Raw genomic sequence first — 26,058 nt, forward strand, 5'->3', positions numbered from 1 at the left:
CGACTTCTCTTGACTCTCCCAGCTTCTTCAGCTTGCCCCAACGGGTAAACTTACTCAACAACTGAGTACGCGATCGCCTCCCGCGATTTTAGCTTGCTGTAAGACAATACCAGCGGCTTGATATAGCGCTTGCAAGTCGGAACCGTCCTGGGGATACTGGACGACACCAGCACTAAAAGTCACGGTCAATTGCTCGCGATCGGGAACGGTAAATTGTTGCTGACGCAAGTTAACCAGGACTTCAACCAGCCGCCGCACTCCATCGCTCGCCGTCATCCCATACATCCCGACAACGAACTCTGCGCCCCCCCATCGACCTACAACATCTTCACTTTGGAAAGTTCGTCGCAGCAGCTCTCCCAAGCGAGACAGTATTTCGTCTCCGACTGCATGACCGTAGCGGTCGTTAATCTGCTTGAGACGATCTAAGTCTAGAATAGCGAAGCACAACGGGCGATCGTGCAACTGGGCTAAGCGCAGCAGTTGGGATAACTCTTGGGTTGACTGGCGGCGATTGGCAACCTTAGTCAGAGCATCGGTTTGAGCGAGATTCTGTAATAAACGCGATCGCTCTAGCCGATTGAGAATGCGGCCGATCAGTTCCGGGCCAACTATCGGTTTGTTAACATAATCGTCAGCACCTGCGGCAAATATGCGTTGCATTGTTTCAGCATCCGCGTGCGCGGTCAGAAACAGAATTGGCAGACCGCTCCAGCGCGGGTCGTTGCGGGCAACTTGGCAAAGCTCAATTCCACTAATCTGCGGCATTTCTACATCAAGTATGAGTAAATCTGGTGCTACAGCTTCCAAAGTGTCCCAGAACTGCATGGGATTGTTGACGGTCGAGAGTTTGATGCCCCAAGGCTCTAGTAAAGCGTGTAGGGCTTGCAATACCTGCGGGTCATCGTCTACAGCTAGAATCCTTGCTGTGGCAGTACGACAGCGCTGCAACATTTGCGTCACGGCATCGAGAACCCGTGCTGGAGGCAAGAACTTGTGTAAAAACCCGCGTCCGCCCAAGCGAGCCACAGTAACGCGATCGAGTAAGCTATCTCGGTCTGTGAGAATTAGCGCTGGCACGGGTGGAGTAAAAGCATTCAGCTCTGTTAGCAATTTTACGCCCGCTTGAGCCGTATCAGCGGAAAAGTCTAGTAGCACCGCATCAGGACGCGATCGCGCTTTGAGTCGCTCCTCGATTGCAACTAGGTCTGTCGCTATTTCGCCGCGCATTCCCCTACTAGTTGCCTCCATGACCAAACCTTCAGACAACGAGCGGTCTGGCTCTACGATCAATAGCCAGGGGGATTCATCTATCGACTGTAGTTCTGGAGTCTGCACGGTTGAACGTTGCAATTCTCGGTGCAGTGCCGCAACGAGTTCGGACAACTGCCGCGCTTGCTCTGGAGCGATCGAGACCCCAGCTTGCAGCAAGTTTTCGATTTGCCGAGCGAGACGAGAACCCAAGGCAAAGCCGTACATTCCCAGCGAACCTGCTAGCTTGTGCGCCTCCTGCTCTGCCTGATGCCGCAATTGCTCGTCCAGCGATCGCTGTTGCAGTAAAGCGATCGCTTGCTCGATTGTGGCGACTCGCCGAATAAACTTTTCTTTGACTCGTTCCCAAACTCTTGCCACCCCTGTAAGCGTCTGCTGTTCTTGTTCCGGTGAGAGACGAGCTGCTTTTTTCCTAACTTTGCTTGTGTTTTTAGCTTTTGTCTGTTCTGCCGATTTGAGGCGGTAACCAATGCCGTAGACAGTCTCAACTGGATCGTCTAGCACTCCTGCCGCTCGCAGTTTCATCCTTAACCCCTTGATGTGAGACCTCACTGTATCCTCACTTGGAGTTTCTTCGTCATAAGACCACAGGCGATCGAGAATTACCCCACAACTAAATACGCGATGGCGATTGCGGAGGAAAAGTTCTAGTAGTCCGTATTCTTTTGGAGTCAAATCGATTGGCTGGTTACTGTAGCTGACTTTACATATACTCGGATCGAGGCGTAGGTCGCCCCACTCCAATACAGGGGGTGCGGCAAAATCACCTCGTCGCAGTAAAGCCCGAATCCGAGCCGATAATTCTGCTAAGTCAACGGGTTTAGTAATGTAGTCATCTGCCCCAGCATCTAAACCATGAACTTTACTCGTGCTGTTATCTTTAGCAGTGACTAAGATAATTGGAGTGCGATCGCCTTGCGATCGCAACCGCCGACAAAGGGTAATGCCATCTAGCTTGGGCAACATGACATCCAATAGAATTAAGTCGTACTTACATGCGACTAATAGTTCCCACCCTGCCTGACCGTCGGTGGCGAGATCGATAGCGTAGTGTTGACCGGCGAGAGCTTTAGCTAAAGCCTTGGCAACAAGTTCATCATCCTCAATTAGTAAGATTCTCATAGCGGTTAGTCACCGCAAAATCTATTAGAATCAACCGCAGCAGGTAGGAAGTATCGACAATACTAATAGTAACTCGCTGGACTGCGCGATCGAATTTAAGCCTATCCTACGCCTGTTTGCTTGCTATTTTCAAGGCGAGAGAAATTAGTGAGAGGAAGGTTAAGAACCCAACGGCATCGAGGATAGTCGTGAGTAGGGGACCGCTGATCAATGCCGGATCGAGTTTCAATCGCTTTAATCCCATCGGTAGCATTGTTCCTAAACTTGCCGCTACAAATACGTTAATTGCCATCACCGAAGCAGCTACAATTGCTACCCAGCGTTCTTGGGGTGGCGACCAAATTAAGGAAAGAATCCCCAAAGCGATCGCCAAAGCTAAGGCTGTTCCTAGCCCAGCCAAGATCTCTTTACGGAGAATTTTTAACGTATCTAGAGGTGTCACTTCGCCTACACCCAACCCGCGTACCGTCACCGACAAAGCTTGTATCGCCACATTGCCGCTAGTGTTAGACAAAATCGGCATAATTACGGCTAATACGGGAACAACAGAAATCACCTGTTGAAAAGGCGCGATCGCACTAGCAGCCCCTACGTACAACCCAATATTCGCCAACAGCCAAGGCAATCGCTTGCGGATCGTCACCTGGGGAGGAGACAAAGCCGCTTCGTCACCACCGCTAACCCCTGCTAATTTTTGAATATCTGCCGTAGCTTCTTCTTCTAAAATATCTACCACGTCATCAACGGTAATAATTCCGACCAAGCGATCCTCCCGATCTACAACAGGTATGGCGATCAAGTCGTAGCGTTTCATCAACTGGGCGGCTTCTGCTTGAGGTGTATCAGTTCTGACTCGCACGACACGCTGACTGGCAATCTCGCGAATGAGAACATCAGGAATAGTAAATAATAATTGTCGTAAGGAAACCACGCTCACCAGTTTGCGATTGTCGTCTGTAACGTAAGCGTAGTAAATCGTTTCCTTGTCTTCGTCATTGCGTCGAATCTTATTTAAGGCTTCTCCTACAGTTAAACCTTGACGCAGGCGGACGTATTCCGTCGTCATCACCCGTCCCGCCGTACCTTCGGGATAGCCTAAAATCGTTGCTGTTGCCTGTCGTTCTTCGGTGCTGAGTTGCTGTAACAACCGCTTGACAACACCAGCAGGTAACTCGTCAAACAATTCTGCCCTGTCGTCAGGACTCATTGATTCTACCAGGTGAAATACCTGGGCATCGTGCAGAGAACCGATTAATTCTTCCTGCACTTCTTGAGGTAAGTATTCAAATACAGCGATCGCCTGATTCTTATTCAGTAACCGAAAAGCGATCGCCTGTTGTTGAGGCGAAAGTTCCGCAATATAATCCCCTGCATCAACAGGGGGCAAACGGTTCAATTCTGCTTTAAGTAAATTGAGATCGGTAATATCAGTGAGGGCAACACGTCCTTCTTGAGTGAGCATAAAACGCCTCCTTAGTCTCCCCTGCTCTGAGAGACTAGTGCGCTCAGCTCAGAGGAGCATGGTACTGTGGGGGGATGGACTTCGATCCGTGTCCATAAAATTGGAGCAATTCAACATCGATACCCGTTGTGGGAATCGCTACGTTTAATCGTAACCTGCAAGTGGTGCTTTCGGGAGTCCAAGCTAAAAATGACCGAAACATTTGCGGATCTCGCTGGTTGTAATATTATCTTGCCCGATTTGCGATTCTGAATTTACCTTGTTTGCTGTCGAGATAGGGAATTAATTGCCACTAACGCGATCGCAATCAAACCAAAAGAAAATAAAGTTGTCAATGTTCCCAAGGCATAGAGTGCGGGAGAAGTGACATTTGTTGTCATGCCAAAAATTTCCAATGGTAAGGTGTTAGTCTCCCCAGAAATCAATGACGTGCGGGTAAATTCATCGTAGGAAAGTGTAAATCCTAGCAACCCTACACCAATGACGCTAGAGGCAATCAGAGGAAAGACAATTTGCCAAAATGTTGTCGTGTCACTCGCTCCTAAATCGCGGGCAGCTTCTTCATAGGAGGGGTTAAAACGACCGAATATTCCTAGCATAATTAAGAAGGCAAAAGGTAACGTCCAGGTTAAATGTCCGGCAAGCGCTGAAGAATACCACTGATTATCTAACCCAACTATACTAAACAAAATGCCAATCCCTAATGAGACTAAAATACTAGGAACTATCAAGCTAGAAATTGTCAGGTAAAAAATCAAATTTGAGCCAAAAAACTTCCGACGAAACGCTAGCCCCGCCATCACGCTAAAGACAACTGTGATTAGCATGACAATTAATCCCAGCCAAAGCGATCGCCCGAATCCATCCACAAAATTCCCTACCCGCTGCGGTTCAAATACTGCTTTGAGCCAATGAAAACTAAAACCCCGCATCGGGAAAGTTAACTGTCCTTCGGGTCCCTGCAAAGATAAGAGAAAAATAGCAGACATCGGACCATAAAGGAATAAAACAAATAATCCGAAAAATCCTGCTAGCAGATAATATGAAAGCGATCGTTTTTTTTCTGCCATACTTATAACTCAAGTGCTGCTTTCAATTTTGACTTGTGTACGGGCGGGTTCACCAATAAATTTTGGCTCTGACTCAGATTTCGGCTAAACCCGCCCCTACGATTAACTGACGGATGTAGGGGCGGGTTTAAACAACAAATTCTGCCCTAGCTCGGTGACATTTGAAAACAAACCCGCCCCTACGAATACCTAACCTTTTATAACTCTTTGCGAATATCAACTACGCGCAAAATTGCAAAGACAATTATCAGCGTAACAATCAACAAAACAACCGCATTTGCTGCTGCTAGGGGATACTGCAAGCTATCGAGTTGGTTCTTAATTAAATAGCCCACAGAAGAAGACTTACCACCACTCATAATCCGCATTGTGGCAAATTCTCCCATCACTAACGTCACCACAAAAATCGAACCGATCGCAATTCCCGAAGCAGATAAAGGTAGAATAATTTCCTTTTGAATTTGAAATGGAGAAGACCCCAGATCCTCAGCAGCCGTCACTAAAGAGCGATCGATCCGCATCATGCTATTAAAGATTGGTGCAACCATAAATAAGCAGTAGAGATGCACCATTGCCAGAATGACAGAAAAATCGGAAAACAGAAAAATCTCCACTGGCTGATTAGTGATACCTAATCCCATTAATGCCTGATTAATCAATCCTTCTCTACCTAAAAACGGAATCCAAGAAATCATCCGAATAATATTTGAGGTCAGAAAGGGAACGGTACAAATTAAAAATAAAATTGTTTGCCACTTGGGACTTTTAACGTGAAAAGCCAAAAAGTAAGCAACCGGATAGCTAATCAGTAAACAAAATAGCCAAACCAGAAAGGCAAACTTAAAAGTATTCAGATAAGTTGACAAGTAAACTCTCGAACTAAAAATCCCCAGATAGTTATTTAAAGTGAATCCTGGGGTCATCGCAAAGCCATTAAAATTCCAAAAACTGACAATTGCGATCGCGATAATTGGCAGCACCAGAAACAAGACAAACACCAGAGTTTGCGGAGCTACCAACAAATAATTGCGGAAAGTTTTTGAGCTATTCATAGGAAGTGGTGCGTGATAACTGATAACTGGTCACTGATAACTGATAACTGATTACGCCACAATAAACTCAGTCCACTTGTAGACGAGATAAACTTGCTGCTGCATGAAGGAGTTCCAGCAGACGACGTTACCCATCCGTTCTGTAAACGAACCACCATCGCGCACCGCACCTTTAGACTCGATCTTTTTACCAAAGGGATCGATAATGTCGATCGCGGCAGGTTTTCCTTCATACCAAAAGTTCCATTCTTCTGGCTTCATAAACTTTCTGGCGTTTTGGGGAGCAGCACTGTAGTAACCTTGACGCGAGAGGAATCCCCCTACCCAACCGTCTAACATCCAGTTGAGATATTCGTAAGCAGCGTCTAATTTGATTCCCGAAAGATTCTTCGACAAACCCAAACCACCACCCCAACCGCGATAGCCTTCCTTCAAGGGTGCATAAACGCAAGGGATTCCCCTTGCTCTCACAGCAGTTACCGCAGGCGACCACATCGATTGCAGCACCACTTCCCCAGATGACATCAAGTTGACAGACTCATCAAAGGTCTTCCAAAAGGCACGAAATTGACCTGCTTGCTTTTGCTCGATTAATAGGTTTGTCACCTTGTCGAGTTCTTCCCTGGTCATGTTACCTTTGTCGCCAAACTTCATCTGTCCCGTTGCTTCCATTACCATTGCTGCATCCATAATGCCAATGGAAGGAATATCGAGCAGAGATGTTTTTCCTTTAAATTGAGGGTCAAATAAATCTGCCCAAGATTCAATTTTCTTACCGACTAAATCAGGACGATATCCCAACGTATCGGCGTTGTACTGAAATGGAATCATCGTCGCCCAGTCAGTCGGTTCTGAAGCAAACTCAGTCGAATCTTTTCCCTTTAAAAACATGACTTTGCGTGGAGCCGTTCCCTGAGAGGCGTTAACCCTTGCCCCTGGATACAATTCTCCAGTCGTGAAGATCGGTGTAATTTTATCGAATTCTTTGATTTTTCTAGTATCAATTGCCTGAAGATTGCCAGAAGGAGCGACTAATGGTAGGGCAAAATATTCACCGTCAAAAATATCGTATTGTTTGGGTTGAGTAATGGCAATTTGAATATTTTCTGCCGTACTCAACGCCCGCATTTGAATTTTAAAACCCAAATCTTTCTCGGCTTGGACGCGAATATCATTAATTTGTGCCGCACCCGTGCCAATTAATCGCAGCGTCACATCTTGAAGTTTGTTAGTAATAACTGTTGGACCACGGTTGGAACAACTAGCAGCCGCGATCGCAGTTCCTCCTGCTGCCAAACCTGTTTTAAGCAGCTTGCGCCGACTAATTTTCGCCATAACTTTACAAAGTCAAAAGTCAAAAGTTAAAAGTCAAAAGTTAAGATGGCGCGATCGCCACTTTTTGCATGATATGACACCGCCTGTTGATATTTGCGATCGCGCTTTTCAGTTCGCTGTTCGGAGAGTTAAGCTTTGCAGTTTTTTGAATAAAAAATCGGGAGGAGCAAGGGAGATATCAAAGCAACTTATTCGATCGGGAACTTCTGTAGGAGCAAATGTTGAGGAATCCAGAGCAGCACAGAGTACTGCTGATTTCGTCCACAAACTAGAAATCGCCTTAAAAGAAGCTAGAGAAACTAGGTATTGGCTCAAACTAATTATTGCTACTGCCATTGTCCCCGAAAGAAGATTGTTATCTTTACTAAATGAGGTAAATGAACTAATGAACATCATCGCTGCCATCATCATCAAGTCCAAAGCCAATAGAAAAAAGCCCTTTTGACTTTTGACTTTTGACTTTTGACTTTTTTTATGCAGCCAAGAAAACGCAGTTATCTTTCGACCAACTGAGTACAACTAATTGCCCTTCTGCAAGTGCGTTTGCATCCCAATCAGTTGTACGGGCTTTGTATAATATTTCTTGCCCTGTAGCTTCTGCCATCAAGGAAACTCGCGTCACAAAACCCGTCATTTCTACAGCGACAATCCGAGCCGTAATTTGATTGGCAGCGAGAGAAGACTGAATAGGAACAGTAGGTGAATGAGGCTCGATCTGCATTAAATCGGGACGGATCGAACACGCTGCTGTAGAGCCTACTGGTGCAGCATAACCGCGACAAAATAGCGAACCAATTCCTTCTACTTCTAGTTGAATTAAATCCAAACTCGTATCTGTAACGCTGTTGACAACTTTACCTGTAAAGATATTGTTGTCTCCCATAAATTTAGCCACAAATTGAGAAGCGGGAGTGTTGAAAAGTTCTGAAGGTGTGGCAACTTGATCTATGCGTCCGTGGGTCATCACCACCACCATATCAGAGAGAGAAAAAGCTTCTTCGACGTGGTGAGTTACCTGAATGAAGGTCATGCCAAATTGTTTCTGAATTCGGCGTAACTCCGTCCGCATCCTGACTCTTAAGTTTTCATCCAAGGCGCTTAAAGGTTCGTCCAACATTAACACTTGGGGACGGGTGGCTAAAGCTCTCGCTAGTGCAATTCGTTGCTGTTGTCCACCGCTGAGCATATTTGGCTTACGCTCGGCTACATGGCTTAAACCCACCATTTCTAGCATTTCCCCCACTCTGGTACGGCGTTCTTGTTCTGGGAGTTTCCGCATTTTCAAGCCAAATTCGACGTTTTCCCAAATGCTTTTATGTGGAAACAAGGCATAGCTTTGGAACATCATCGAAGTATTGCGTTTCGCTGCTGGAATGTCGTTGACGCGGCGATCGCCAATTAAAATATCTCCACTGGTTACTTCTTCATGTCCGGCGATCGTTCTCAGTGCCGTAGTTTTGCCACATCCACTCGGACCTAATAAACAGCAGTAGTTTCCGGCAGGAATATCTAAAGTCAAATTTTCAACTGCTGTAAACGAGCCGTATTTCTTCGTCACCGATCGCAACGATACGCCAGCTGCCGCATCAGCTAAGGCTTGTTGCGTTGCTGAACTCGTTTGGAGGAATTCTTGTCTAACTCCAGTTGTTGTCATGATTAGTTCTGTATTGCAATTGCTAGCTTGACTTAAATCTGCTGCGAACGGGCGAATATAGGAAAGCTATAACATTAGGTCGCTCTGATAATTTTGCTCTGACAGTGCGCTTTACTCGTCAGCAGGTATGCATGTTTGGACTCAGAAGCCGAGCTAAAAACCGTGTATGCTGTATACGATGATATATAAGAATAAATTGAAAAAATAAACTGTATGTTGGACTACAATCTTCCCTAATAGAAAGGGTATGTCTATCTCAGGCAAAGGATCTCGACAATCGAAGATGTCTATTTAATCATTGAGGGTGGCGATCGCTAGCAAAAACTCGCGCTCGCTCAGAGAAAAATTGTATACTGTATGCAGAAATAAGGAAGAGGTCAGGAGCTAGCCGCACAAAATTCATTCTGGCTCCAATCCCCTGACTTCCATCTTAATGACATATACAACGACAGTTAAGGGAGATCGTGCCGTCAAAAACATAAAATAGGAATAGCTCAAATATCCCTCTTCAGACAGATGCTAAGGAGTCCCGCTTTGTCCCTGTCTCCTCAGTCGCTCCAGCGACAGCGATCGCTACAAGAACAAGCATATCAGGCGTTGCGGAATGCCATACTCTCAGGGGAACTAGCACCAGGAGAGCGACTAGTAGAAACCAAATTAGCGAACAAGCTTCAGGTAAGTCGAACGCCGATCCGAGAAGCAATTCGCTTACTTCAGCATGAAAATCTAGCGACAAGCGACCTAGATGGAGTCCTGCGGGTTGCGACGATCTCAATTGTGGACGCAATGCAATTATATGATTGTCGAATTGCATTAGAAGAATTATCTGTCAGAGGAGCCTGTCACCATGCGACAGAAATGCAACTGCAAGAACTTGAAAGCATGGTTGAGCAAGCAGAAAAGTTAGTGAATAGTAAACCTACACAACTGACTAGCTTTCGCTTATTAGATATTGACTACCGTTTTCATCGGTTATTAGCGCAGAGTTCCGGCAATCCCTGGCTTGTCTCCCTGTTAGATCGAGTCTTCGATCAAATGCAACTGTTGAGAATTCAAACAACCAAACATAACCCCGATGTATTAGAAATTCGTACAGAACATCGACAAATTTACCAACCCATACAGCAGCGAGATGAAAAAGCAGCAGTTGAGGCAATGGTTGCCCACTTAAAAGCAAGTAAAGCGCGAGTCGTACAGGAAGTCGAGCAATTACAGAAATCAGTTGACAGTTGACAGTTGACAGTTATCAGGGAACAAGGAACAGGGAACAGGGAACAGGGAACAGGGAATCTCTGACCAACAATAACCAACTACCAACTACCAACTACCAACTACCAACTACCAACTATGACTAACTCAGGTATGAAGAAAGTTTTTATTTGTGGTTCGGCATTGCGCGGACAACCAGATCATCAAAATCTTCAGTCAGCAAAGTTTGTCAAAACAACAGCAACTCAACCCCGCTATCGCCTTCATGCTGCTGGTGACGGTTGGCATCCGGCGATTTATGAAGTAGCAGAAGGTGGAATTTCTATTCCTGGGGAAGTCTATGAAATGACGAAAGAGCAGTTTGAATATTTGTCGGCAAATGAGCCACCGAATATGTATGCAAGCGATATTGTTCTAGAGGATGGAGAAGTCTTGACAGCATTTCTTTATCCGCAAGAATTAATTGAAAAATACAATTGGACTGATATTTCGCATCTTGGTGGGTGGGCTGCTTACAAGGCTAGTTTGACTGAAAGTTAAAATTAAATGCGATCGCTGTTACTGTTTGGGAGCAAAAGGGGCAAGCATACCAGTATAAGGCTTAGGAATGGGATATGCTAGATCGCCAACTTTGCTAGTCCTTAAACCCAAACTTACCAAAGCTTCTACAAATTTGACAGCAGCAGTAACACCATCAATGACGGGAATACCAATCTCGCCGCTGATTTCAGCAGATAAATCAGCCATACCACCACATCCTAAAACGATCGCCCCGCAGTCATCTTCAGCTAGGGCAGATTTACACTCTTGAATAATTGCCTTACGAGCTAGAGATCCTACAATTTCCAATTCCAACACGGGGAGATCGATCGCGCGAATATTACGACAAAAGCGACTCATACCGTAGTTTTCTGCTAATTGCTGAGCAATGACTCGCGTGCGTTTGAGGGTGGTAACGATGGAAAATCCAGTAGCCACAAAACTCGCAGCGTGCATCGCCGCTTCCGCAATCCCGAGGACGGGACCCCTTGCCAGTTCGCGGGCAGCCAACAAGCCAGGATCGCCAAAACAAGCGATGACATAACCATCTACCCCCGTCGCTTCTCCTTGGTGAATTTCTTCAAGCAAGCCAACTACGCTGAGTGCTTCATCATAATGTCCTTCGATTGAAACTGGTCCCATAGTTGGGTTGCAAGCAATAATCTCAGTGTCAGGACTGGCGACGGCTTTTGCTGCTAACGCGATTTTTTGGGTCATGCTAGCTGTGGTATTAGGGTTGATGACTTTGATTTTCATGATTTTGCTGCATGGAAAGGGCGGGTTTCTGGAGATTTTTGTCCAATGTGCAACTTTCTCTCATTCTCCCTTTATCAGGAAGGGTTAGGGGGATCTTGTTTTAACCGAAAAGTATTGAGATAGGAAGTCAGAAGTTGTTGTTTTTTTTGCTTTCCATAGCAAATGTCATACTTGAGAGTTAAAGTGTTGTAGAAAAATTGCTATTCTTGCAGACTATGCCCATCAATCCAAATAAGTTTGCTGAGAACACGGGCGAGCTAACGATGCAGTTAGAAGCAATGTGCCGTCGCTTAGAAAATTTGTATATTCGTGCAAAAGAACCAGCTTGGTCGCCAGCCGAGTTACTGGCAGAATCTTTTAGAGAACTCAGTTGTTCTCTAGAAGAGATTTATGTTGCTATTGAGGAGCTGCGGCAGCAAAATGAAGAATTGGCAGCAGCTAGATTTTTAGTCGAGCAGGAGCGCCAACGCTACCAAGATTTATTTGAATTGGCTCCAGATGGCTATTTTGTCACCAATGCTGCGGGAGTTATTCTCGAAGCTAACCGTGCTGCTGTTAGTCTACTGAATGCAGCGCCAGAATATTTAGTTGGCAAACCACTTGTCTTGTTTGTCGAACGAGGCGATCGCTCATCCTTTCGTTCTCAACTCAATCGACTGTGCTATCAAATTGACCGACTGCAAAACTGGCAAGTCCGCATCCAACCCCACAATTGCGAACCCTATGACGCACTCTTGACGGCAACTGTCGTGCGCGATCGCGAAGGAACGGCAAGTCATTTACGGATTTGCCTGCGACAGACCGACGAGCAGCAAGTGGAGATCGGCAGCTAAACCATCTATACCAACAGTTGCCAAAGTTTATGAATATCAGTGGTTTATAAAACTTTTTCGGAGCCGTCAATTCTTATAATTATTAAAGAAACGCAATAAAAGCGGTGAGTCGTTAGCGGTTAGCGGTCACTGATAACTGATAACTGATAACTGATAACTGTCTGCTCAAGGAGCGATCGCTAAACATATGGCAAGGATAGAAACCAGAACAGAACCCATGGTACTCAACATGGGACCACATCACCCCTCCATGCATGGCGTGATGCGGTTGATCGTGACTCTGGATGGCGAAGATGTGGTCGATTGCGAACCCGTCATCGGCTACCTGCACCGAGGAATGGAAAAAATCGCCGAAAACCGCACCAACATCATGTACGTTCCTTACGTGAGTCGGTGGGATTATGCGGCGGGGATGTTCAACGAGGCTGTTACTGTCAACGCCCCCGAAAAATTAGCCGATATTCCCGTTCCCAAACGCGCCAGCTACATCCGCGTCATCATGCTGGAACTGAACCGGATCGCCAACCACCTACTTTGGTTGGGACCGTTTATGGCTGATGTTGGCGCTCAAACTCCTTTCTTTTACATCTTCCGCGAACGCGAGATGATCTACGACCTCTGGGAAGCGGCTACAGGCTACCGGATGGTGAATAACAACTACTTCCGCATTGGTGGTGTAGCCGTCGATTTACCTTACGGCTGGATCGATAAGTGTCTCGATTTTTGCGACTACTTCATGCTCAAAGTAGACGAATACGAGCGCCTGATCACCAACAACCCGATTTTCCGTCGTCGTGTCGAGGGTGTAGGCACGGTTACAAGAGAAGAAGCCATTAACTGGGGGCTTTCCGGTCCCATGCTGCGGGCAAGTGGCGTAAAGTGGGACTTGCGGAAAGTTGACCACTACGAATGCTACGACGACTTCGACTGGGATGTTCACTGGGAAACCGCCGGAGATTGCTTTGCGCGTTACTTAGTGCGAATTCGGGAAATGCGCGAATCGGTGAAAATTCTGCGCCAAGCCATTGCCGGACTACCAGGTGGACCCTACGAAAACCTAGAAGCCAAGCGGATGCAAGCTGGTCCAAAATCTGAATGGAGTGGTTTTGATTACCAATACATCAGTAAGAAGGTTGCCCCCACATTCAAGATTCCCAAAGGCGAACACTACGTCCGTGTCGAGAGTGGCAAAGGGGAATTAGGCATTTATATTATCGGCGATGATAATGTCTTCCCTTGGCGGTGGAAAATCCGCGCAGCTGATTTCAACAACGTGCAAATTCTGCCTCACATCCTCCGAGGCGTGAAGGTTGCTGATATCGTCACGATCCTGGGTAGTATTGACATCATCATGGGATCGGTAGACCGATAAATAAGTCGTAAGTCGTAGGGGCGGGTTTACCTAAAATATTTGTCAAAGTTAGAGCAAACTAGTGAACCCGCCCGTACAAAAGTCGTCAGTCAAAAATAATCAATACAAATGACAAATGACAGATGACTCCAGTTTAGAGTTGAAGGAGGCGATCGCGCGTCGAATCGCCTCAAGTTCTCAGCAGCGGATCGCTTTTGCTGAGTTTATGGACTTAGCACTATATCACCCTACTTACGGCTATTACACGACTAAAGCCGTCCAAATGGGCAAGCAGGGTGATTTTTTTACGTCTACTCATCTGGGTGCTGATTTTGGCGAGTTGCTAGCAGAGCAGTTCGTTCAAATGTGGCAGATTTTAGGAAAACCTCAGCCCTTTACTTTGGTCGAAATGGGGGCAGGACAAGGTTTTCTGGCTTTAGATTTAATTAATTACGTCGAGCAACATTATCCAGAGTTTTTCGCCGTACTAGACTACATCATAGTCGAGCAGTCTCCTGCTTTGCGAGAGTTACAGCAGCAGAAGATCCCCCCAACCCCCCTTGAGAAGGGGGGTAAGATTTCCTCTACAACCCTCCTTGAGCAAGGCGAGGCGATCCCCCCAACCCCCCTTGAGAAGGGGGGCAAGATTTCCTCTACAACCCCCTTTTTAAGGGGTTCTCCGCAGGCGGGGGGATCTATCCGCTGGTGCAGTCTAGAAGAAATCCCAGATAATTCGATCGCTGGCTGTTTCTTTTCCAATGAATTAGTAGACGCACTACCCGTACATCAAATTACGATCGAACGAGGTGTGCTGCGAGAGGTGTACGTTGGACAAGGAAGACAAGGGGGACAAGGAAACAGCAATTCTAGTCACCAGCCACTAGCCACTAGCCACTCTCCTTTTACAGAAATTACAGATGAGATATCTACACCCAGACTGCAAGAATATTTCGACTTGGTTGGCATCAATATAACTTCTTCTACCTATCCAGATGGATATCGCAGCGAGGTAAATTTGGCTGCTTTAGACTGGTTGCAAGCAGTAGCTCAGAAGTTGCGACGCGGATATGTATTGACAATTGATTATGGCTATCCTGCCAATCGATACTACAATCCAGTGCGATCGCAAGGGACGTTACAGTGTTACTATCAACACCACCATCACAACGATCCGTATATCAATATCGGACAACAAGATATCACCGCTCACGTTGATTTTACAGCTCTACAGCGATGGGGCGATCGCTGCGATCTCCGAACCATAGGGTTCACCCAACAAGGATTATTTTTGATGGCGTTAGGATTGGGCGATCGCCTTGCAGCACTATCTCAAACCACAAGCCAATCGCTACAGCAAGTCCTATGGCGGCGTGATGCCCTACATCAACTGCTCGATCCTATGGGTTTAGGCGGATTTGGTGTTTTGATTCAAAGCCGGGGACTCACTGAGGTAGAAGTAGCACAGCCCTTGATGGGGTTAAAGTAGAGACGCTACATGTAACGTCTCTACAACGTGAAATCTTAAATCAATAGCTCTTACAATGGTGAGAATTCATTTTTCACTCACAATGATTAGAGTAGTAGAGTAAGGCTATCAAACAGCAAAATCATGAACGCCCACGATCTATTAACGCTAGTGATGCTTTTAACTCCTGGGATTTTGCTTTCAGTCATAATTCTGGTTACATTTGCTGCTGGAGGCTGAATCAGTTATCAGTTATCAGTGGCTAGTGGCTGGTGACTGGTGACTAGAATTGCTCCCTCAGCTGGGCGACTCTCCCTCAGCTCTCTTCCCCCGATTCCCGTACGGGCGCGTTTAATTGCAGATCTTCTAGTTGTTCGCAGGAATTTTTCATGAAACCCGCCCCTACGACTCCCGACTCCCGATATGGTATTAAGACTGCACCCCCTCTAACATAGAGTGGATGACGTGGCTGTCCTTGTAGGGTGACTCCTAGACAATACAAGACTCGACCCTGACTCAAGAGACCTAGTACGGATTTATCTCTTTGTTGCCAACTACCATAGTTACCCCAAGCAATGACAATTTTCTCGACACTTTGCTGCATTCGCATTAAATAAGAGTCATTCTCGCAGCCAACCGGATCGAAGACTCTTCGCAACACTAACCAATCGGTGGCGCGGTAAGCAAATAAATTGCCTACTTCTATGCCTCCGTATCCCCAGTTACGAGCAAAATTGATACAGCGACGAATCGTAGGATCGTCTTTGGTTGCATCTGCCGTACTGGGGTTGAGCATAATAAAGCCAATGCATGGTAGATCGGTTTCCCAAACCCTAGTTAGGGAATAACGATACAATCCATCGGGTGCGATCGCAGCACTCATCTTCATACGGCAAGAAGTCGGGGAAGAAGTCACAAGTCACAATTAATGAACCACTGACAACTGATAACTGTTCGCAAAGAACTGTAACGACTACTGGTTCAAGTACAATGAAAAGCAGCTTTGCCACATCAGGATGACATCTTTACAACAGCACAACAGCTAAAAGTTCGCTTTTTTGACTTTTAACTTTTCACTTTTGACTTTTCACTGTTGACTTACTGAGTAGAGGAATAAGGATGAAAGTTGCTGTATTTAGCACCAAATCCTACGATCGCACCTTTTTAGAAACTGCAAATGCCGAATACAAACACGAACTGGTATTTTTTGAACCTCGTCTGACCTGCGAAACGAGCATTTTAGCAAAAGGCTATCCAGTAGTTTGCGTCTTTGTCAACGACCAATTAGATCGTAAAACCTTGACTTGTCTAGCCGATCGCGGTACGAAGTTAATTGCTTTGCGTGCTGCCGGATATAACAACATAGATATCATCGCTGCTACTGAATTAGGTTTACCAGTCGTGCGCGTGCCAGCCTACTCACCCTATGCAGTAGCAGAATATACTCTAGGGATGATTCTTGCCCTGAATCGTAAAATTTACCGCACTCATTATCGCGTGCGCGAGGGGAATTTTTCGCTGGAAGGTTTGATGGGTTTTGACTTACACGGCAAGACAGCGGGGATCGTTGGTACTGGTAAGATTGGGGCGATCGTCGCGCAAATTCTTCATGCTTGCGGCTGTCATGTGCTAGCGTATGACAAATATCAAAACCCTGACTGTCAAGCTTTAGGCGTGCAGTATGTCTCGCTTCAGGAATTATTTGCCCGTACTGACATTATCAGCCTTCACTGTCCGCTCACACCAGAGACATACCATTTAGTTAATTCTGAAGCGATCGCCTTGATGAAAACAGGTGTAATGCTGATTAATACCAGTCGTGGAGCGTTGATCGATGCAAAAGCAGCTATTAAAGGCTTAAAATCCGGTAAAATTGGATATCTTGGTTTAGATGTCTACGAGCAAGAAGGAGATATTTTTTTTGAAGATCTCTCAAACACCATCGTGCAAGATGACGTGTTACAGAGGTTGCTGACGTTTCCCAACGTCCTGATTACTGGTCATCAAGCCTTCTTTACCAAAGATGCACTGACTAGTATTGCCCAGACTACGCTTGCTAATATTAGCGATTTTGAAACCGGAAAACCTTGTCCTAATCAAATTAAAGTAGAGTCTCCTCAAGCGGTTGCTAGCAATGTCAAGTAGCTTAATTTACAACTTATGACAGTCTGAGTGCTGACGAACTCGATCTGATTTATCTATCTTGAAGTCGATCGAGTCGTCCGTGGAAGTTAAGTATATTTGAACAATAACCAAGAACTTGTTTTGAATTTTTGATTCTCAAACTAATCAGTTCAGTAGTATATGCAGACAGTTGCTAAATCAGCGATATTAAAGTAGTCATCATCAAAAACAAGGTAAAACTATGGAATCTCAGATACAGCAACAAGAATACACCACCACGCCTGAAGGAATGCCAGCTAGCGAACCCGCAGGCACTTTGGCGCTTCCTCCCGCTCCTCAGTCGAACGCGCAATTGAAAAAACTAGGCGCTCAAGTCAGAGCCTTTCTGGACGAACTACCAGAATACATTGCCAAGTTTTATAACGAAAACCAAAAGCCAATTACTGTTGTCCTCTTGATTGTGGCAACAATTGTCACTGTCAAAGTCGTTTTGGCAATCTTAGATGCTCTCAATGATATTCCTCTGCTTGCACCAACTTTTGAATTAATCGGGATCGGTTATTCTGCTTGGTTTGTCTATCGTTACCTACTCAAAGTAGAGACACGGGAAGAATTGGGGCAAGAAATTCAAGCTATTACCAGTCAAGTCGTCGGTAGTAAAAAATAGCCCGCCGCAGTAGCGGAGAGCTGAATAAAAACACAAACAAATAAAAGCGATCGCCCAAATCAACAAATATATCTTGGCGCGATCGCTTTTTCAGTTATCAGTTATCAGTTATCAATACTCACTTCCCATTCATTGCGGTTGAACTCCAGCGATGTAAGGAGATTGAATCGGGTCGAGCCGTCCTGCTTTTACCAAAGCTTGGTAAACGATGGCTGCTACATCAGCACGGGTAGCGTTGCTATTAGGATTGAGCTGTTTTGCATCGGGATAATTTACAACTAACCCAGATGTGGTCGCTGCGGCAATTTTCTCTCTGGCATAGTTAGGAATTTGGTCTGCATCCACGTACAATTCCTTCAGCACTTGCTCTGGTATGGCTGGTGGTGCGAGGTTTAAGCCACTAGCGAGAGACACTAAAACTTGAGCTTTAGGAATTTCTTGCTGGGGTTGAAATGTATTATCAGGATATCCCCGTAAAAACCCAGTTTGAATGGCACGATTAATCGCTGGAACTCCCCAGAAAGTATCCGGCACATCTATATATTTAGTTTGGTTATCGACACCAGGCAATTGATTGAAGGCTTCCTGCAAAATCGCAGCATACTCAGCTCTTGTTACCGGATCGGTGGGTTTGAAATAGCCGCCAGGGAAACCGTTGACGATGCCGCGCTCGGCAAGAGCAGTAATAAATGGATATGCCCAATAATCAGCAGGCACATCTTGAAACTTAACTTGTGGCGCTGGAGATGGTTCTGGAGATGCTGGAGTGGTTGGTCTGGTGGGAACAGGGACGATCGCCGGAAATGGAGCTACGGGCTGTCTGCGGGGCGTGACAGGCGTTTCTGGAGCGATCGCTTCTGGGGCAGGACTGGGGATCGGCGCTAGTTCCGCTCTAGGTTCGGGACTAGCTTGCGGTTGGGGAGACACAGCCACAGGCGATCGCGCTTCTGGGGCAGTCACCAACGGTAAGATATTGGGAATCTGAAAACCTCGCCCCGAACGAGATAGCGACCAAAATAGTATTCCGCCGAGCGCAGCCAAAGCCAGCACGACTGCAAGAAATTCATCAAATCCTAAAGGAGTTCTGGAAGACCGAGGATCGGGAGGTGGGGAATTAGTCATGCATTTTCGCCCATCGAATCAGGATTTCGTGTCTAAGACAATCTACTTGTACTAATTCGCTCAATCTACTACCTTAAGGCTAATTTTTTCAATTGGTTGTCATTTGTCATTTGTCATTGGTTGACGGTTGACGGTTGACGGTTGACAGTAATTATTCTTCCTTGTCCGCCTTGTACCTCACTCCTCACTCCTCACTCCTCACTCCTCACTCCTCTCCATTCCTCTCTTCCAGCACGCGCAAAATACTAGGAATGCTATCCACTGCTTCGAGCTGGCGAATTTCTGCTAAAGCTTGATGAAAATCGCCTTCGCGCACGTTGTGGGTGACAACAACAATTTCAGCTAAATGTTTGTGAATTCCCGTCTGCACGACAGATTCTAAGCTGACACCGTGGGAACCAAAACAGGTCCCCAACTTACCAATTACCCCAGGATGGTCTTTGGTGAGGAAGCGGGCGTAAAATCGGGTGACGAGTTCTGACATTGGGGCGATCGCGCAGTAATCTTGATGAGTGCAAGCCAGTAACGGGTGGAGTGAGGCGCTTTCTGTCTCCAAGTGTCCCGTTTTCAAAACGGCAGCAACATTTAAGATATCCGAGACAACGGCGCTAGCGGTTGCTCCTGCCCCCGCTCCGGGACCAAAAAACATCACCTGTCCGAGGGGTTCGGCTTCTACCAAAATCGCGTTGTAGACCCCATGAATGCTGGCTAACGGGTGCGATTCAGGTACGAGGGTAGGGTGGACGCGGACAGACAGTAGGGGCGGGTTTAACCCATTTGCCTGTTGTGCCACAGATCTGCCTGACAAACCCGCCCTTTCTCTTTGAGGCGAGTTTAACCCATTTGCCTGTTGTGCCACAGATCTGCCTGACAAACCCGCCCTTTCTCGTTGGGCGATCGCGAGTAATTTGATTGTAAAACCGAGTTTCTGGGCGTAAGTAATATCTGTTTGGCTGACTTGACGAATACCTTCACAGTAAACATCGGGTAGCTTGATCCTGCCACCGTAAGCTAAGGAGGCGAGAATCGCTATCTTATCGCCAGCATCTAAACCGTCTACATCGGCAGTGGGATCGGCTTCGGCGTAACCGAGTTTTTGCGCGTCTGCTAACACGTCATCAAAGCTACTACCTTCTGCTTGCATCCGCGTCAGAATGTAGTTTGTCGTACCGTTGACAATGCCAGTAATCGCGTGAATCCGATTTACACCTAGAGATTGTTTTAGCGGTTGAATGACTGGGATACCACCCCCTACGGCGGCTTCTAACATGACATATACCCCAGCCGCATTAGCAGCATCAAAAATTTCATTGCCGTAACGGGCGATAACAGCCTTGTTAGCAGTAACGACATGCTTGCCATGAGCGATCGCCTCCATAATCAGCGATCGCGCTGGCTCCAGCCCCCCCAATACCTCAATGACAATCTCTACTTCTGGATCGGTGACAATCGCCTGTAAATCTGTAGTCAATATTCCATCTGGTAGGTTGACCGCACGGGACTTATCGAGCGATCGGACTCCCACTCGATAAATTTCCAACTCCTGCATGAGAGAATGTCGTCCAGCCCTATCCTGCAATAGCTGAACCGTCCCCGTTCCTACCGTACCTAATCCTAGTAAACCAACCTTAAAAGCCACAACTTTTCCACTTAGTTCGCCAAAAACAATTGTAGGGTGGGCAATGCCCACCCTACTAGCCACTAGCCACTAACCACTAGTCACTAGTAAGTTTCAACGTGCCAGCGTCCGGCTTTCTTCATCTCTTTTTGATAGTCCGACCACTTGATACCAGATTTAGCCGCCTCCGCTGCTAGTGCCTCGTCGATCCCGCCTTCCATACCTTTCAAGCCGCAAATGTAGGTGTGGGTATTCTCTTGCTGGATCAGCTTCCACAGTTCTGCTGCTTGTTCGGCTACTCGGTCTTGGATGTACATTTTGCCACCTTGAGCGTTTTTCTGCTCGCGGCTGATGGCATAAGTGAGACGGAAGTTATCGGGATACTTCGCTTGTAACTCTTCTAGTTCCTGTTTGTAAAGGATGTTGGGAGTTTGAGGAATACCGAAGATCAACCAAGCAAAACCCTTAAATTGATAATCGGGGTTGGCTGCTTTTTCTTCATCCTTAAACATCCGCCACAGGTAAGCTCTGAAGGGAGCAATACCCGTACCCGTTGCCAACATGATAATGTTGGCGTTGGGGTCTTCTGGCAGTAGCATTTCCTTACCCACGGGTCCGGTGATCTTCACGTCTGCCCCTGCTTCTAAGTGACAGAGGTGAGTCGAGCAGACACCATAAACAGTTTCACCTGTTTCAGGGTGCTTGTACTCTAACTGACGCACGCAAAGAGAAACGGTTTTGTCATCCATTTTGTCACCGTGGCGGGTGGAGGCAATGGAGTATAGCCGAATTTTTTCCGGCTTCCCTTTTTTATCTGTCCCTGGAGGGATGATACCAATACTTTGACCTTCCAGGTAACGCAGATCGCTACCGGAAAGATCGAAAATTAAGTGACGAACAGTACCAATTCCGCCTTCGCCAACCAATTCTTCATTGGAAAGACACTTACCAATAAAAGGAGCATTGGGACGATAGATATTGACGGGAACATCTGCGTGTTTGGCTTTCTCAGGCTTTGGCTGTGCTTGAGTCATGGGCTTGCCTTTATTTTCTGCTTTTTTCTGCTCTTGTGGTGCAGCTTTTGCTGCTTCTTGTTTTGGAGCCACAGCAGGAGCTTTGCCGTTACCGTTGCCATCAACTGTCAGAAGTTGAATATTGACAATTTTGCCTCCCATACGGGCGATCCGCCGCATTTCTTGGTTCATGCGGTTGTAAGGCACTCTCATATATACGCTGCCACTTTGACGAATCGGGTAGCCCATTTGGTCAGTTGTTTCATTCTGACGTAAGCCCACCACTTCGTATACAAAGACGCGGCTACCAGCTTCGGTGTTGGCGGCTGCATCAGCGGCGTTGGAATTGTACATCGATTAACTCTCTCCGAACCCTACATCACTACTGAAAACTGAAAATTGGTGTTCTAAAACAGCTCTCTTGAGAGAGAGATTTCTGCTTCTGCAAAAAAGAGTCGCGAGAAATACTTCCAAAAATTAGCTGTGATGAACTTTTATTATTCTCGCCCGTAAAGGAGCGCCTGGGATGGCAAATTCCTTGCTTAACTCCTCTACCAGACTACAAATTTAGTCACTTGCAGAATGTTAAGAGCGATCGAGTTTTGTTTTTTTTAATAAAAATGTGCAACAAAACCTTAGCATAAGTACTAAGCCACTAGACGATATAGCCCAAAAGTAGCCTTGTAAGGGCGATCCCCTTCTGGTAGGATCTACTATAACAGTAGGACTAAATACTTAGCAGCTATCAGGCGCGATTTCTTCCATCGGGAAGCGCGATCGCACCAGCTGAAGCTTGGAGGCAACCCAAGCAATCCAAGTTAAGACTACCAGATTAAGTTCCAGGCTACCAAGTAAGCCAAACAAACAACATACAAAAACAGCCCATCTTGTCAGTTAGAGGAAACCTATGATCAGTAAGCCGGATCGCGTGGTTTTGATTGGCGTAGCCGGAGATTCCGGTTGCGGTAAATCCACGTTTTTGCGCCGTTTAACAGATTTGTTTGGAGAAGAGTTAGTCACCGTTATCTGCTTAGATGACTATCACAGCCTGGATCGCAAACAGCGCAAAGAAACAGGAATCACTGCCCTCAATCCCAAGGCAAATAATTTTGACCTAATGTACGAGCAAATCAAAGCTCTGAAAAACGGTCAAGCAATTGAAAAGCCGATTTACAACCACGAAACCGGATGCATCGACCCGCCGGAACACATCGAGCCAAATCATATTATTGTAGTTGAGGGTTTGCATCCGCTATATGACGAACGGGTGCGATCGCTACTTGATTTCAGCGTCTATCTTGACATTAGCAATGAAGTCAAAATCGCTTGGAAAATTCAACGCGACATGGCAGAACGCGGTCATCGCTATGAAGACGTGGTTGCTGCAATTAACTCTCGCAAACCCGACTTTGACGCTTACATCGAGCCGCAAAGAGAATTTGCCGATGTTGTGATTCAGGTGTTGCCAACTAACCTGATCAAAGAAGACAAAGAGCGGAAGGTATTGCGCGTGCGGATGCTACAAAAAGAAGACGTACACGGCATGACACCAACCTACCTGTTCGACGAAGGCTCTACCATTCAGTGGACACCTTGCGGACGCAAACTGACCTGTTCCTACCCAGGAATGCAAATGTTCTACGGGTCAGACGTTTACTACGGTCAATACGTCTCCGTATTAGAAGTAGACGGACAATTTGACAACCTAGAGGAAGTTGCTTACATCGAAACTCACCTGAGCAATACCTTTACCAAATACCAAGGTGAAATGACTCATTTGTTGCTCCAGCACCGCGAATATCCTGGTTCCAACAACGGAACTGGTCTATTCCAAGTCCTAACAGGCTTGAAGATGCGGGCAGTATACGAAAGCCTCACTGCCAAAGAAATCAAAATGGCAGTCTCGGCAAAAGCCTAAAACTAGGGGTGAGGGGTTAGGGGTGAGGGATTCTAATCTCTAACCCCCTCTTTATAGGGAAAGAGAGCTGAGGGAGCGATCGGCAGTTGAGGAGGAAAAATTACTTTTGACCTCTTTCTTGTCCCTGTTGTCTTCCCTATCTCGCTTATTCCCCTTATCCCTCCTCATTCTTGCCCTCACCCCTCACTCCTCACTCCACATCCCTTTAAAATAAAGGTTGCTCAAAAATTTGCGGGGACTAACTGGTTCATGTATACAGAAAAGGAGCTACTGAGTGAGGCGTGGACGAGATTAGAAGCATCGGTTTTAAAGTTTGAGAATGAACCAATTGGTACAGTAGCTGCTGCAATTGATAAAAGCACCCAACAGTTCAATTACGGGCATTGCTTTATTCGCGATTTTGTGCCTTCAGCCATAGCATTTTTGACTAGAGGTCAGGGTGAAATTGTCGCCAATTTTTTACGACAAACCCTGAAGTTACAGATTAATGACAAAAATATCGATGAAGTTAGGGCGCATATGGATGGCGTAAGACCAGGTATGGGTCTAATGCCAGCAAGTTTTGAGATCGTAGAAGAAGAAGGAAAACAAGTTGTCAGAGCCGATTTTGGCGAACGGGCAATCGGTAGGGTTACACCTGTAGATTCTTGTTTGTGGTGGCTGATTTTACTACGGATTTATCAAAGAGCTACAGGCGACGAAGAGTTAGTTCAAGAAGCAGGATTTCAGCGGGGAATTAGGTTAATTCTCAATCTCTACATGCTGAAGCAATTCGATATGTACCCGACGCTGTTGGTTCCCGAAGGGGCATTTATGATTGACCGTCGCATGGGAGTATACGAGCGTCCGTTAGAAATTCAAGCGCTGTTTTATGCGGCTCTACTAGCAGCAGATGAATTGCTGTTAGCCAAAAATAAGCAGGACATTCATACAGAAATCGAGCAGCGATTGGCAAGATTGAAAACGCACATTCGCGAACATTATTGGCTCGATTTAGAAAAAGTGAATGAAATTCATCGCTACGAAAACGAGCAGTTTGGAGAAGAAATTTGTAATAAATTCAATATATATCCAGAGTCTTTGGAAGCCTGGGCGATCGATTGGGTTCCTAAAGAAGGAGGCTATCTAGCTGGAAATCTGGGACCAGGACGGATGGATTTTCGCTTCTTTGCAATTGGGAATTTGATGTCGGTGATTTGCTCGTTAGCAGATGAAACGCAATCTCAAAAGATCATGAATCTGATCGGTAAACGATGGATCGATCTAGTCGGAAATATGCCAATGAAGCTTTGTTTTCCTGCTATAGAAGACAAGGAGTGGGAATTAATTACAGGCTGCGACCCAAAAAATGTGAGTTGGTCTTATCATAATGGAGGAAGTTGGCCCGTTCTGTTATGGTTTTTAGTCGCGGCAGCTTTAAAGGTGGGGAGAAAAAGTATAGCCGAACGGGGAATTAGAATTGCCGAAAAACGTTGGTGCGAGTATAAAGATAAAGATCGTTGGCCCGAATACTACGATGGCAGAAAAGGCAATTTAGTCGGTAAAAAGGCAATGCGCTATCAAACCTGGACGATCGCCGCTTACATTGTCGCCAAAGACTTAATGGAGAACCCGCAGCATTTAGAATGGATTACGTTTTGACAGTTATCAGTTATCAGTCATCAGACAGTTAGAAGATTTACCAATGACGAATGACGAATGACAAATGACAACTGACAACTGATTTCAGCCTGTACGAAACTCGCCACCTCCTTGAATCAAATCTTCTGGTCTAATATTGGAGAGAAACTCTCGAAAAGCTTTCAGCTCAGCTTCATCTGCTTCGCGATCGACGGGAATTGAAGCATCAGCTACCACTTCCTCCATCACCCAGATCGGGCTATTCAGGCGTAGGGCGATCGCGATCGCATCGCTGGGACGAGCATCAATTTCTTTTTTGACCTCACCCTGGCGGGCGCACAAAACTGCGTAAAACGTCCCATCCTGAATTGAATGAATGACTACTTTTTCCAAGGTCATACCCCAGACCTCTAGAATATTTACTATGAGGTCGTGAGTTAAAGGTCTGGGCGGTTTTTGATTTTCCAAAGCGCCAATAATCGCCTTTGCCTGATCTTGATTAATGTAGATGGGTAATGCTCTACGCTCTTTACCGTCTTTCAACAGCACGATTGGACTGCGGTTGACCGCATCTAAAGCAATGCCAGCGACTTTCATTTCGATCATTTGCGTAGCCTCTAAAACTCTCTAGGCAAAGGGTAATTGGTAGATGGGGTTGAAGGTGTTTGATTCTGTATAGCAAAAATAAACATACTTTATAGCCTTACATAACAACTTTTCCGATCTGCTGTCAGCAAAGACAGAGAATTGCCCTTAGTTCTTTGCTGTACGATAGCCTATCCTAAGTATGCCCTGATTGTAAGCTGAATTTATGGATTTAGCGTGAGTAAATTTTGCCAGAATCAGTTGTCTAAA

General features: G+C 46.1%; 22 protein-coding genes. 10 read left to right on the forward strand and 12 right to left on the reverse strand.

Annotated elements, in window-relative coordinates; all coding sequences use genetic code 11:
* Positions 1-54: 54 nt before the first annotated feature.
* From QH73_RS14360 to QH73_RS14380, 5 genes are all read right to left on the reverse strand, one after another.
* The gene (locus QH73_RS14360) at positions 55-2,394 is read right to left on the reverse strand and encodes a response regulator (RefSeq protein WP_039713253.1); all 2,340 of its coding nucleotides are present in this window, start codon (positions 2,392-2,394) and stop codon (positions 55-57) included.
* Positions 2,395-2,500: 106 nt separating this feature from the next.
* On the reverse strand, positions 2,501-3,856 hold the full coding sequence (gene mgtE / locus QH73_RS14365; RefSeq protein WP_039713252.1) for a magnesium transporter: 1,356 nt from the start codon (positions 3,854-3,856) through the stop codon (positions 2,501-2,503).
* A 254-nt stretch (positions 3,857-4,110) separates the two neighbouring features.
* Complete coding sequence (locus QH73_RS14370; protein WP_039713251.1) at positions 4,111-4,926, reverse strand: ABC transporter permease; 816 nt, start codon at positions 4,924-4,926, stop codon at positions 4,111-4,113.
* 197 nt (positions 4,927-5,123) lie between these two features.
* The gene (locus QH73_RS14375; protein ID WP_039713250.1) at positions 5,124-5,978 is read right to left on the reverse strand and encodes an ABC transporter permease; all 855 of its coding nucleotides are present in this window, start codon (positions 5,976-5,978) and stop codon (positions 5,124-5,126) included.
* A gap of 51 nt (positions 5,979-6,029) precedes the next feature.
* Complete coding sequence (locus QH73_RS14380; RefSeq protein WP_039713249.1) at positions 6,030-7,313, reverse strand: ABC transporter substrate-binding protein; 1,284 nt, start codon at positions 7,311-7,313, stop codon at positions 6,030-6,032.
* Between the two features lie 73 nt (positions 7,314-7,386).
* Between QH73_RS14380 and QH73_RS14385 the strand changes: the two genes are divergently transcribed.
* The gene (locus tag QH73_RS14385; protein WP_039713248.1) at positions 7,387-7,758 is read left to right on the forward strand and encodes a four helix bundle protein; all 372 of its coding nucleotides are present in this window, start codon (positions 7,387-7,389) and stop codon (positions 7,756-7,758) included.
* Between the two features lie 27 nt (positions 7,759-7,785).
* On the opposite strand, the gene QH73_RS14390 is transcribed toward QH73_RS14385, so the two are convergent.
* Complete coding sequence (locus QH73_RS14390) at positions 7,786-8,967, reverse strand: ABC transporter ATP-binding protein (RefSeq protein ID WP_052289731.1); 1,182 nt, start codon at positions 8,965-8,967, stop codon at positions 7,786-7,788.
* A gap of 516 nt (positions 8,968-9,483) precedes the next feature.
* Here QH73_RS14390 and QH73_RS14395 point away from each other — a divergent pair.
* Positions 9,484-10,200 (forward strand): GntR family transcriptional regulator, encoded by a 717-nt coding sequence (locus QH73_RS14395; protein ID WP_039713247.1) that lies wholly within the window; start codon positions 9,484-9,486, stop codon positions 10,198-10,200.
* Positions 10,201-10,314: 114 nt separating this feature from the next.
* Complete coding sequence (locus QH73_RS14400; RefSeq protein WP_039713246.1) at positions 10,315-10,716, forward strand: allophanate hydrolase-related protein; 402 nt, start codon at positions 10,315-10,317, stop codon at positions 10,714-10,716.
* Between the two features lie 18 nt (positions 10,717-10,734).
* Here QH73_RS14400 and QH73_RS14405 read toward each other — a convergent pair whose 3' ends face one another.
* Positions 10,735-11,472, reverse strand: a complete 738-nt coding sequence (locus QH73_RS14405) for an aspartate/glutamate racemase family protein (protein ID WP_039713245.1) — start codon at positions 11,470-11,472, stop codon at positions 10,735-10,737.
* Positions 11,473-11,687: 215 nt separating this feature from the next.
* Here QH73_RS14405 and QH73_RS14410 point away from each other — a divergent pair, with 215 nt between their 5' ends.
* The 3 genes from QH73_RS14410 (at position 11,688) to QH73_RS14420 (ending at position 15,142) form a co-directional block, all read left to right on the forward strand.
* The gene (locus tag QH73_RS14410) at positions 11,688-12,305 is read left to right on the forward strand and encodes a PAS domain-containing protein (RefSeq protein ID WP_052289730.1); all 618 of its coding nucleotides are present in this window, start codon (positions 11,688-11,690) and stop codon (positions 12,303-12,305) included.
* Positions 12,306-12,492: 187 nt separating this feature from the next.
* Entirely contained in the window at positions 12,493-13,677 is a 1,185-nt protein-coding gene (locus QH73_RS14415; protein WP_039713244.1) for an NAD(P)H-quinone oxidoreductase subunit H, read from the forward strand.
* 115 nt (positions 13,678-13,792) lie between these two features.
* Positions 13,793-15,142 (forward strand): class I SAM-dependent methyltransferase, encoded by a 1,350-nt coding sequence (locus tag QH73_RS14420; RefSeq protein WP_132867040.1) that lies wholly within the window; start codon positions 13,793-13,795, stop codon positions 15,140-15,142.
* Positions 15,143-15,437: 295 nt separating this feature from the next.
* Here QH73_RS14420 and QH73_RS14425 read toward each other — a convergent pair whose 3' ends face one another.
* Positions 15,438-16,037, reverse strand: a complete 600-nt coding sequence (locus QH73_RS14425) for a DUF1643 domain-containing protein (RefSeq protein ID WP_309476482.1) — start codon at positions 16,035-16,037, stop codon at positions 15,438-15,440.
* Positions 16,038-16,240: 203 nt separating this feature from the next.
* Here QH73_RS14425 and QH73_RS14430 point away from each other — a divergent pair, with 203 nt between their 5' ends.
* Entirely contained in the window at positions 16,241-17,266 is a 1,026-nt protein-coding gene (locus QH73_RS14430; RefSeq protein WP_039713242.1) for a 2-hydroxyacid dehydrogenase, read from the forward strand.
* A 220-nt stretch (positions 17,267-17,486) separates the two neighbouring features.
* Entirely contained in the window at positions 17,487-17,912 is a 426-nt protein-coding gene (locus tag QH73_RS14435; RefSeq protein ID WP_039713241.1) for a CAAD domain-containing protein, read from the forward strand.
* Positions 17,913-18,041: 129 nt separating this feature from the next.
* Here the strand turns inward: QH73_RS14435 and QH73_RS14440 are convergent, their stop codons facing one another.
* From QH73_RS14440 to cpcD/petH, 3 genes are all read right to left on the reverse strand, one after another.
* Complete coding sequence (locus QH73_RS14440) at positions 18,042-19,034, reverse strand: S-layer homology domain-containing protein (protein WP_039713240.1); 993 nt, start codon at positions 19,032-19,034, stop codon at positions 18,042-18,044.
* A 205-nt stretch (positions 19,035-19,239) separates the two neighbouring features.
* Positions 19,240-20,724 carry a homoserine dehydrogenase gene (locus QH73_RS14445; RefSeq protein WP_132867091.1) on the reverse strand — a complete coding sequence of 495 codons (1,485 nt, stop codon included), beginning with the start codon at positions 20,722-20,724 and terminating at the stop codon, positions 19,240-19,242.
* A 32-nt stretch (positions 20,725-20,756) separates the two neighbouring features.
* Positions 20,757-22,019, reverse strand: coding sequence for a bifunctional rod-capping linker CpcD/ferredoxin--NADP reductase PetH (gene cpcD/petH, locus QH73_RS14450; protein ID WP_039713239.1), 1,263 nt, complete (start codon positions 22,017-22,019; stop codon positions 20,757-20,759).
* Between the two features lie 553 nt (positions 22,020-22,572).
* On the opposite strand from cpcD/petH, the gene QH73_RS14455 reads away from it, so the two are divergent.
* Both QH73_RS14455 and QH73_RS14460 read left to right on the forward strand, forming a co-directional pair.
* Positions 22,573-23,583 (forward strand): phosphoribulokinase, encoded by a 1,011-nt coding sequence (locus tag QH73_RS14455; RefSeq protein ID WP_039713238.1) that lies wholly within the window; start codon positions 22,573-22,575, stop codon positions 23,581-23,583.
* A 249-nt stretch (positions 23,584-23,832) separates the two neighbouring features.
* Complete coding sequence (locus tag QH73_RS14460; protein ID WP_039713237.1) at positions 23,833-25,224, forward strand: glycoside hydrolase 100 family protein; 1,392 nt, start codon at positions 23,833-23,835, stop codon at positions 25,222-25,224.
* A gap of 84 nt (positions 25,225-25,308) precedes the next feature.
* On the opposite strand, the gene QH73_RS14465 is transcribed toward QH73_RS14460, so the two are convergent.
* On the reverse strand, positions 25,309-25,809 hold the full coding sequence (locus QH73_RS14465) for a bifunctional nuclease family protein (RefSeq protein WP_015153061.1): 501 nt from the start codon (positions 25,807-25,809) through the stop codon (positions 25,309-25,311).
* Positions 25,810-26,058 lie beyond the last annotated feature (249 nt).

The organism is Scytonema millei VB511283, from assembly GCF_000817735.3.
Lineage (GTDB): Bacteria > Cyanobacteriota > Cyanobacteriia > Cyanobacteriales > Chroococcidiopsidaceae > Chroococcidiopsis > Chroococcidiopsis millei_B.